Source organism: Methylophaga sp. UBA1464 (assembly GCF_002325665.1).
Lineage (GTDB): Bacteria > Pseudomonadota > Gammaproteobacteria > Nitrosococcales > Methylophagaceae > Methylophaga.
Map to the genome: position 1 here is coordinate 449 of NZ_DCSO01000036.1, position 10,088 is coordinate 10,536.

Sequence of the window (10,088 nt, forward strand, 5' to 3'; positions counted from 1 at the left end):
CCCGCCACAGAAAACGTCGTGCCTGTTGCAGAATATCGAACTCGCTTTCGGCCAGAAAGCCTTTGGATTTCAGGCCTTGCAGATTCCGTACATCAAAATGTTGTTGAGCAACCCAGTTGATCACCTGAATATCCCGCAGACCACCGGGCGATTCTTTTAGATTTGGCTCAAGGTTGTTACCGGTATCGTTGTATTTATGATGCCGCTGAATCTGTTCCTGTTTTTTGCGCTCGTAAAAAAGTCGGGTATCCCACGTTTTGTTTGAAACCGTCAGTTGTTGTAACTGCTCGAACAATTGTTGATTGCCCGATAAAAGCCGTGCTTCCAGTAAGTTGGTAGCAATAGTGATATCGTCTTCAGCCTGCTGGCGGCATTCACTAATTGTGCGAACACTATGGCCGATTTCAAGTCCGATATCCCATAATTGGGTCAGGAAATCTGATAATGCGGCTGGCGGCGCTTCGGCTACTGAATCATCCAGTAACACCAGCAAATCCACATCAGAATGGGGATGTAATTCACCTCGTCCATAGCCACCCACAGCAATCAGACTCAGTGTGGTTTCTGCTGCAAGATGCTTTTTCCATAGAAATTGCAGTACTTCATCCACAAAATGTGATTGTTGATGAACCAGCCAGTCAATGTCAGCTTCATCTTCAAAAAAACATTTCTTTAAATGTTGGGAGGCTTTAGCGAGGATATCGCGACAGCCAGTCGCCTTATCCGTCTGACCGAACTCCCAGACAGATTGTGCAGCAATTGCCATTAATGGATGCTCCTATGAGCGTTCTTCTTCCCGAAGGGTTAATATTTCGTGACCATCATCAGTAACCAGAATGGTATGTTCCCATTGGGCCGATAAGGAACGGTCTTTGGTCACCACTGTCCAGCCATCAGGAAGTTGGCGGACCTGACGTTTACCGGCATTGATCATCGGTTCAATAGTAAATGTCATGCCGGCCTGCAATGTCATACCGGTGTCTGGTGAACCATAATGCAACACCTGTGGTTCTTCGTGAAATACCTGGCCGATGCCATGTCCACAATATTCTCTGACAACAGAAAAGTGCTCGTTCTCCGCATGTTGCTGAATGGCATGGCCGATATCGCCCAGCTTGATACCCGGTTTGACCATATCAATGCCAATCATCATGCATTCACGAGCGACACGAGACAATCGCTGAGCCAGGATTGATGTTTTGCCGACATGAAACATTTTGCTGGTATCCCCGTGATAACCATCTTTAATAACCGTGATATCGATATTAATAATGTCGCCATCTTTGAGTTTTTTATCACTGGGAATACCGTGGCAGATAACATGATTGACCGAGGTACAGATGGACTTGGGGAAACCATGATAATTCAAAGGTGCAGGAATGGCTTTTTGTTCGTTAACAATATAATCGTGACAAATGGTGTTTAATTCATCGGTGGTGATGCCCGCAACCACATGCGGTTCGATCATGGTTAAAACGTCAGCGGCAAGCTTGCCTGCCACACGCATTTTTTCGATTTCTTCGGCTGTTTTGATGGTCACGCCCATGCCAGATCCTGATTGCTGTTAACGATAAAAAGACAAAGCATAGTTTGCCGCAAAAAGCATTGAACTGCCAGCTAAGCGGGCTAATCCAAGCTATATACGGTTGGTGCTTTGTTTTAGTTGGTAACTGTGGAATAATATGCGCGCCTTAGCAAAGGCAAAATCACACACGTGCCGACACAGTTTTCGGGGTGCTGTCTGAACATCAGATCAGTCGATAGCTGGGGTGCGTGGAGGTTTAACCCCATATATATAGGTATAAAAATGGCTAAAATTACAATGCGCCAAATGCTTGAAGCAGGCGTTCACTTCGGTCACCAAACACGTTACTGGAACCCAAAAATGGGTCCTTTCATCTTTGGTAAGCGCAACAATATTCATATCGTTAACCTTGAGCACAGTCTGCCAATGTTCAACGACGCACTCAACTACGTCAGCAAACTGGCTTCCAAAAAAGGCCGTATTCTGTTCGTTGGCACCAAGCGTGCTGCACAGGATGCTATCCGTGAAGATGCTGAACGTTGTGGCATGCCTTACGTCAACCGTCGCTGGTTAGGCGGCATGCTGACAAACTACCAAACCGTTCGCCAATCAATCAAACGTCTTGAAGCAATTCAGGCGATGATCGAATCAGGTAAAACAGAAGGTTTGAAAAAGAAAGAAGTTCTGAACCTGTCACGTGAACAGGAAAAACTGGAAAAAAGCATTGGTGGTATCAAGAAAATGGGTAACCTGCCTGATGCTTTGTTCATTATCGACGTTGATCATGAGCGCATCGCTATTCAGGAAGCAAACAAACTGGGTATCCCCGTGATTGCGGTTGTAGATACCAATAGTAATCCTGACGGTGTTGATTACGTTATCCCTGGCAACGACGACTCCATGCGGGCCATTCGCCTGTATACAGCTAATATCGCTGACACTATTCTGGAAGGCCGTGCATCTGTCACTACAGGTGATGCCGGAGATGAATTTGTAGAAGTTGCGGAAGAGAATGCTCCAGCCGCAGCTGAATAAGTTCTGCTAATGACTTAAACAGGCTCGCTTAAAGGCGGGCCTGTGTCGTATGTGTGGTCTGAAACAGGCCGTTCACAAAAATTGATTTTAAGGGTTACAAAAATGGCTATAACTGCAGCTTTAGTAAAAGAACTGCGTGAGCGTACCGGCTCCGGCATGATGGAATGCAAAAAAGCATTGGTTGAATCTAATGGTGATATCGAAGCAGCAATTGAAGAGATGCGTAAATCTGGTCTGGCGAAAGCTGACAAGAAGTCTGACCGTGTTGCTGCCGAAGGTATTATTGCCATCGAAACCAGTGCCGATAATAAACAGGCAGTGATGCTTGAAGTGAATTCAGAAACAGACTTTGTCGCGAAAGCAGATGATTTTATTGGTTTCGTCGATGCCGTAGCGAAGAAAGTTCTGGAAGCACAGCCTGCTGATTTAGATGCATTGTTGCAATTGACATTAAGTAACGGTGAAAGCATCGATACTGTCCGCCAATCGCTGATTGCTAAAATTGGTGAAAATATTCAGGTTCGCCGCTTTACTTTGGTGAACACTGATTCGGGTGTCATTGGTGCTTACCGCCACGGTGACCGTATCGGAACACTGGTCAAGCTTAACGGTGGTGATGAAAGTCTGGCAAAAGATTTGGCAATGCATGTTGCTGCCAGCCGTCCGCAAGCGGTATCTGCTGCTGAACTTCCAGAAGAATTATTGCAAAAAGAGCGTGATATCGTCGCAACCCAGGCACGTGAAAGCGGTAAGCCGGAAGCGATTGTTGAAAAAATGATCGAAGGCCGCATGAGCAAGTTCGTTAACGAAATCAGCCTGCTGGGCCAGGCGTTTGTTAAAGACCCTGATGTCACGGTTGAAAAGCTGGTTAAACAAGCGGGTGCAACGGTTGAAGCCTTTGCCTGTTATGAAGTCGGTGAAGGCATCGAGAAAAAAGTTGATAACTTTGCCGAAGAAGTTATGGCTCAGGCACGAGGAAACTAAACCATGACGGAAACCGGAAATCAGCTTGTTTATAAGCGTATTCTGCTCAAACTGAGTGGTGAGGCTTTAATGGGTAATGCCGAGTATGGCATTCAACCCGAAGTGATTTCCCGGTTTGCGAAAGAGATATCCGAGCTGAATGCCCAGGGTGTTCAGCTGGGTATTGTTATCGGCGGTGGCAATATTTTTCGTGGTGCTGGCCTTGCCGCCAGTGGCATGGATAGAGTCAGTGCCGATCACATGGGCATGTTGGCAACCGTATTAAATGCGCTGGCACTGCAGGATGCTCTGGAACGTAATGGAACATTCTGCCGTGTCATGTCCGCGATACGTATTCATGAAGTCTGTGAAGATTATCTGCGCCGCCGTGCTATTCGGCATTTAGAAAAAGGCCGGGTAGTGATTTTTGCTGCGGGTACCGGTAATCCATTTTTTACCACAGATTCAGCAGCCAGTTTGCGTGCTGTAGAAATTGGTGCTGAGCTCATGCTTAAAGGCACCCAGGTAGATGGTGTATATAATTCAGATCCAAGGAAAGATCCCGAAGCCATCCGTTATGACACGCTGTCTTATGATGAAGTTATTAATAATCGCCTGGCAGTAATGGATACAACGGCAGTAGTGATGTGTCAGGAACAGAAAATGCCTTTAAGGGTATTTAATGTTCATGAATACGGTAATCTCACTGACATAGTGTATGGGAAAAATGTTGGTACATTGGTGAAATAGGACAAATCATGATTAATGATATTCAAAAAGATGCAGCAGACCGAATGCAGAAAAGTGTTGCGGCTCTGGCAACTGCACTGGCGAAAATCCGTGCTGGCCGCGCACATACCAGTTTATTAGATCATGTTACCGTGCCATATTACGGTTCCGATGTTCCCTTGAGTCAGGTGGCGAGTGTTGGTATCGAAGATTCCAGAACGCTCACGGTGGCGCCATGGGAAAAAAATATGGTTCCGGTGATCGAAAAAGCCATTATGACATCTGATTTGGGGGTGAATCCAAATAGTGCAGGAATGACTATTCGTATTCCGATTCCGCCCTTAACTGAAGAACGTCGTAAAGATTTGGTCAAAGTGGCTAAATCTGAAGCTGAAAATGCACGTATCGCTGTGCGTAATATTCGTCGTGATGCGAATGGCAGCTTCAAAGATTTATTAAAAGACAAAGCCATTTCGGAAGATGAACAGCGTGGTGCGGAAGAGGCCATTCAAAAGCTGACCGATACTACCATCAAACAGATTGATGACTTACTGGCTGAAAAAGAAACCGATTTGATGGCGGTCTAAGCCATTACGGTTTAGCCATACCAAATGAATTCTTCCGGTCGTTCCATACCCAGACACATTGCTATCATCATGGATGGCAATGGTCGCTGGGCAAAACAACGGCTACAACCGCGATTTATGGGGCACCGAGCTGGTGTCCGAGCGGTTGAAGGCATTGTTAAACATTGTGTCGCCTGCGGTGTGGAAGTACTCAGCCTGTTTGCCTTCAGCAGTGAAAACTGGCGACGACCCGGTAAGGAAGTCAATTTACTGATGGAGTTATTCAGTCATGCACTGGATAACCAGGTTAAACGTCTGCATAAAAACAATATCCGTCTTAATGTCATTGGTGATATCAGTCGTTTTTCGGTGTCATTACAGCAACAGATTGCGGATGCAACGGCATTAACGGCTGAAAACGATGGTTTGATCCTGAATATTGCTGCCAACTATGGTGGGCGCTGGGACATTACTCAGTCAGTTAAGCAGATTGCGAAAAAAATCCAAAACGGCGAACTCGATCCAGAGCAGATTGATGAAAGTGTTATTGCCGGTCATTTGGTGACGGCCGATTTGCCTGAACCGGATCTGTTCATCCGTACAGGCGGTGAACAACGTATCAGTAATTTTCTGATGTGGCAGCTGGCGTATACCGAATTGTATTTTACCGAGACACTTTGGCCTGAATTTAATGCCCAGAATTTGGATATAGCAATAGATTCGTTTTCCAGCCGTGAACGACGGTTTGGTCGTACATCGGAACAGTTAGCAGGTAAAGAAGATGCTTAAACAGCGTTTATTGGCTGCGGCAGTGTTAATTCCGTTAGTGATAATGGCCATTTTGCTATTACCCAGTATCGGTTTTATTGCTTTACTGACGGTTGTTGCGTTGATGGCGATATGGGAATGGCTCTCCATGGCAGCAATCAAACCCATGTTCAAAGTATTGGCCAGTATTTCATTTGTTGCTGTTCTGGCAGTATTGCTTACGACGGCAGCGATTGACCATATATTGTTCAGCGGCTTACTGTTCTGGATTCTGTTCAGTCTGCTCATTGTTTTATTTGCACACCGACCTTTACCCGGCATTCTTGCTGGGTGCTTCCACAATAAAGTATTTACCTATCTGCTCAGCATGCTGGTCACGTTATTGTTTGTTTACAGCGCGGTATGGCTGCATGGCTTAGCTCCGAATGGTCCAGTCTTGGTTTTATATGTTTTGATAAGTGTATGGCTGGCCGATACCGGTGGATATTTCGCAGGTAAACGCTGGGGAAAACATGCTCTGGCCAGGGCTATCAGTCCGAATAAAACGCTTGAAGGTCTTGCCGGAGCTCTGGTGTTAGTAGCACTCTGGAGCGTTCTGGCATATTTGCTGGGTATTTCCCAGAATTTATCACTGAGCGGCTGGCTTGCTATCAGCCTGATAAGCGGTTTGATTTCGGTCAGTGGTGATTTATTTGAAAGTCTGTTTAAGCGCAGTTACCAGATAAAAGACAGTGGGCAACTTATACCGGGGCACGGCGGTATGCTGGACAGGATGGATAGTCTGCTGGCGGCCGTTCCGTTTTTTGCTGCGCTGTTATGGCTGACAGGTCAGTTTTAATGCAGCAGGTTACTATTCTCGGCTCAACCGGTTCAATTGGTATCAGCACTTTAGATGTTTTACAGCGTCATCCTGAAAAATACTCTGTATACGCCTTAGCGGCTAATAAATCAGTTGATACGATATTTGAGCAATGCATTCAATTTCAACCGGCTGTGGCCGTTATGTTATGCCCGGATTCGGCAGAACAACTCGAAATAAAACTTCGTAAAGCCGGTTTGGCTACTGCTGTGCAAAGCGGTATGCAAGCTTTGGAAATGATTTCTAGTGCAGATGAAACTGATATTGTGGTAGCTGCTATTGTGGGGGCTGCAGGATTACTTCCCACCCTGGCCGCAGCAAAAGCCGGTAAACGTATTTTGCTGGCCAATAAAGAAGCGCTGGTGATGAGTGGTGCTTTACTGATGCGCGAAGTGGAAGCGAATAATGCAATATTGCTTCCTGTTGATAGTGAACATAATGCGATATGGCAATGCATGCCAGTCGGCGATACCCAGCAATATCATTTTGAAAATAAAGGTATCCGCAGAATTATTCTGACGGCATCAGGTGGACCGTTTCGGGATTGGGATATTGACGATCTGGATAGGGTTACGCCAGAACAGGCGGTAGCGCATCCAAATTGGTCGATGGGCCAGAAAATATCCGTTGATTCCGCCACGATGATGAATAAAGGACTGGAGGTTATCGAAGCGCACTGGTTATTTGGAGTGAGCAGTGACAAGATTGAGGTCGTGTTGCACCGCCAGAGTATTATTCATTCCATGGTGGACTATGCGGATGGTTCGGTGCTGGCGCAAATGGGGAATCCCGATATGCGTACACCGATTGCCAATACGTTAGCCTGGCCGCAACGTATAGATTCTGGAGTTGAGCCTTTGGATCTGGTGAAGGCGGGAAGGCTGGATTTCTCGGAAGCGGACTTTGCGCGATTCCCTTGCCTGGCCCTTGCTTATAAGGCATTAAATGCAGGGGGAACCAGTACGGCTATACTTAATGCCGCTAATGAAGTGGCAGTAGAAGCCTTTCTTAACCGCAAAATTAAGTTTACTGATATTGCCCGGATCATTGCTGATGTTTTAGAAGGCGTACAATCAACAGCAGCAGATTCACTGGAACACATTTTGTCTGCCGATCAAATGGCCAGAAAGGTCGCTCAACAGCAGATGCGGAAGTTATGCAATCATTAATCTTTTTTATTATCGCCCTCAGCCTGCTGGTGGTTATCCATGAATTTGGACACTACTGGGTAGCACGGCGTTGTGGGGTGAAAGTATTGCGTTTTTCGGTCGGTTTTGGCCAGAAACTGTGGTCAAAACAATTAAAAAATGGCACTGAATTTGTGATTGCAGCGCTGCCTTTAGGTGGTTATGTCAAGATGCTGGATGAACGCGAAGGGCCGGTGGCAGATGCTGATCTGGGACAAACTTTTAATCGCCAGCCATTAAAAAACCGCGTTGCGATTGTCTCAGCAGGGCCTGTTGCCAACCTTTTATTTGCCGTGTTTGCCTACTGGATGATTCTGATCATTGGAGTACCGGGAATAAAGCCGATTATTGATGAAGTCACGGTTGACTCACCAGCAGCCATGGCTCAGCTTACTCCGGGTGAGCAAATTATTGCCGTTAACGGTAAAGCAACACCAACAATAAACAGCTTGTTTCAGCAATGGTTGAGATTGGCACAATCTGGTGAAACCGTCTCACTGACAACACGTAGTGCTGATATCGAAACCACCAAACAACTCACTTTACCAAAGCTTGGTCTTGACGATGCAGCAACCCTGTTTAATCAAATTGGTATAAAAACCGTGCAACCAGAAATGCCCCCGATTTTGGGCAAGATCGTTGCCGATAGTCCTGCAGAAAAAGCAGGCTTACAAGCCGGAGACGAATTAATTTCTGCTGATGGAAAACCATTGCAGAGTTGGCAGGCATGGGTGACGTTAATTCAGAATAGTGCTGAGCAACCTATCGAAGTCGAAATCCTACGCAATGGCGTCATACAGCAACTGATTATTACCCCCGCTGCAGATGATAATGGAATGGGACGTATTGGTGCCGCAGTCAATACAGATGCATTTGAAATACCGACAGAATTGCAAGCAGAGTTACGCTATGGACCATTGACGGCTATTCCTCAGGCCGTTACACAAACCTGGCAATTTAGTGTCACGACCTTGAGCGGTTTATGGGGGATGCTTGTCGGTACGGTTTCCAGTGACAACCTGGGTGGGCCAATTGCTATTGCACAATTTGCCGGAGATTCTGCTCAGCAAGGATTTGTCGCCTTTATCAGTTTTTTAGCCATGATCAGTATCAGTTTAGGGATATTAAATCTATTACCTGTACCAGTGCTGGATGGTGGTCATTTACTGATGTATTTTTTTGAATGGATTCGTGGCAAACCGTTACCGGAATCGGTACAAATCCAGGTACAAAAAATTGGATTATTTTTGATTCTGCTGTTGATGGTATTCGCTTTTACAAATGACATTGCTCGACTCATTGGCTAATCCACACATTGCAGGTACACTTACGATTTCTTCGGCTGACTGACTGTAAAACAACAATGAAACAAATCATCACAGCATTGACGCTCATCTTGTTATCCTCTGCAGCTTGGGCCGAGGAGTTTATCATCAAAGATATCCGGGTGGAGGGGTTACAAAGGATCTCCGCTGGGACGGTTTTTAACTTCCTACCAGTCAAAGTAGGCGATGAGCTGACGGAAAATGATGTCAGAGGCATTATCCGCTCACTGTTTAAATCGAAATATTTCAACGATGTACAGGTTGAGCGTGATGATGGTGTGTTAGTCATTAAAGTCAGTGAACGTCCTGCAATTTCCAGCATCGAGTTTGTCGGTAACAAAGATTTGGACAGTGCAGAGTTGACCAAGTCATTACGCCAGATTGGTTTTGCTGAAGGCCAGGTGTTTGAGCAGGCCATGCTGGAAAGGGTTGAGCTGGAACTGCAGCGTCAGTACTTCAGCCGTGGTAAATATGGTGTGGCTATTGATTCAGAAGTGACGCCATTATCGCGCAATCGTGTAGCCGTCCGGATTAATATGGCAGAAGGTGTGGTTGCCACCATCGGTGAGATTAATATTGTCGGTAATAATTCTTATGATGATGAAGAACTGCTTGGCGAGTTTGAATCGACTACTGGTGGCTGGTTATCTTCGTTAACCAAAGACAATCAGTATTCCCGTCAGAAACTATCAGCTGACCTTGAATCATTACGTTCATTTTATCTGGATCGTGGTTATGTCGATTTCACCGTAGAATCCACACAGGTAACGATCTCAGATGATAAAAAACAGATGTTCATCACCATCAATATTGCTGAAGGTGAACGCTACAAAATCAATGAAGTAAGATTGGCCGGCAACTTGATTGTGCCGGAAGAAGAATTATTTAATTTGGTTACCATCCGTAAAAACTCGGTGTTCTCCAGAAAGGCTATTACCTCCAGTTCTGAAAGACTTACAGATCGATTAGGTAATGATGGTTATGCTTTTGCCAACGTGAATGCCGTACCTGATATTGATCGTGAAACGCGGGAAGTTAATCTGACTTTCTTTGTCGACCCGGGTCGTCGGGCTTATGTACGTCGTATCAATATTTCAGGTAATAGCAAAACCCGTGATGAAGTATTGCGTC

General features: G+C 45.7%; 11 protein-coding genes. 9 read left to right on the forward strand and 2 right to left on the reverse strand.

The genetic code is table 11. The annotated features are described in order from the left end of the window. Positions 1-766 (reverse strand): nucleotidyltransferase domain-containing protein (locus B3O33_RS03700; RefSeq protein ID WP_292362971.1); only part of this gene is annotated, 766 nt, incomplete at its 3' end. A 12-nt stretch (positions 767-778) separates the two neighbouring features. Then, positions 779-1,546, reverse strand: coding sequence for a type I methionyl aminopeptidase (map, locus tag B3O33_RS03705; RefSeq protein WP_292361504.1), 768 nt, complete (start codon positions 1,544-1,546; stop codon positions 779-781). Between the two features lie 261 nt (positions 1,547-1,807). Here map and rpsB point away from each other — a divergent pair, with 261 nt between their 5' ends. The 9 genes from rpsB to bamA all read left to right on the forward strand — a co-directional run. Beyond that, positions 1,808-2,560, forward strand: a complete 753-nt coding sequence (rpsB, locus tag B3O33_RS03710) for a 30S ribosomal protein S2 (RefSeq protein ID WP_292361505.1) — start codon at positions 1,808-1,810, stop codon at positions 2,558-2,560. A gap of 102 nt (positions 2,561-2,662) precedes the next feature. Then, positions 2,663-3,544, forward strand: a complete 882-nt coding sequence (gene tsf / locus B3O33_RS03715) for a translation elongation factor Ts (protein WP_292361506.1) — start codon at positions 2,663-2,665, stop codon at positions 3,542-3,544. A gap of 3 nt (positions 3,545-3,547) precedes the next feature. Further along, on the forward strand, positions 3,548-4,273 hold the full coding sequence (pyrH, locus tag B3O33_RS03720) for a UMP kinase (RefSeq protein WP_292361507.1): 726 nt from the start codon (positions 3,548-3,550) through the stop codon (positions 4,271-4,273). Between the two features lie 8 nt (positions 4,274-4,281). Then, positions 4,282-4,839 (forward strand): ribosome recycling factor, encoded by a 558-nt coding sequence (gene frr, locus B3O33_RS03725; RefSeq protein ID WP_292361508.1) that lies wholly within the window; start codon positions 4,282-4,284, stop codon positions 4,837-4,839. 24 nt (positions 4,840-4,863) lie between these two features. Continuing rightward, complete coding sequence (locus tag B3O33_RS03730) at positions 4,864-5,607, forward strand: isoprenyl transferase (protein WP_292361509.1); 744 nt, start codon at positions 4,864-4,866, stop codon at positions 5,605-5,607. After that, the gene (locus B3O33_RS03735) at positions 5,600-6,424 is read left to right on the forward strand and encodes a phosphatidate cytidylyltransferase (protein ID WP_292361510.1); all 825 of its coding nucleotides are present in this window, start codon (positions 5,600-5,602) and stop codon (positions 6,422-6,424) included. Before B3O33_RS03730 ends, B3O33_RS03735 begins: the two co-directional genes overlap by 8 nt. Then, entirely contained in the window at positions 6,424-7,614 is a 1,191-nt protein-coding gene (ispC, locus tag B3O33_RS03740; RefSeq protein WP_292361511.1) for a 1-deoxy-D-xylulose-5-phosphate reductoisomerase, read from the forward strand. The genes B3O33_RS03735 and ispC overlap by 1 nt, the downstream gene beginning before the upstream one ends. Next, the gene (gene rseP / locus B3O33_RS03745; protein ID WP_292361512.1) at positions 7,602-8,939 is read left to right on the forward strand and encodes an RIP metalloprotease RseP; all 1,338 of its coding nucleotides are present in this window, start codon (positions 7,602-7,604) and stop codon (positions 8,937-8,939) included. The genes ispC and rseP overlap by 13 nt, the downstream gene beginning before the upstream one ends. 56 nt (positions 8,940-8,995) lie before the next feature. After that, a partial coding sequence (gene bamA / locus B3O33_RS03750; RefSeq protein ID WP_292362974.1) for an outer membrane protein assembly factor BamA occupies positions 8,996-10,088 on the forward strand: 1,093 nt, incomplete at its 3' end.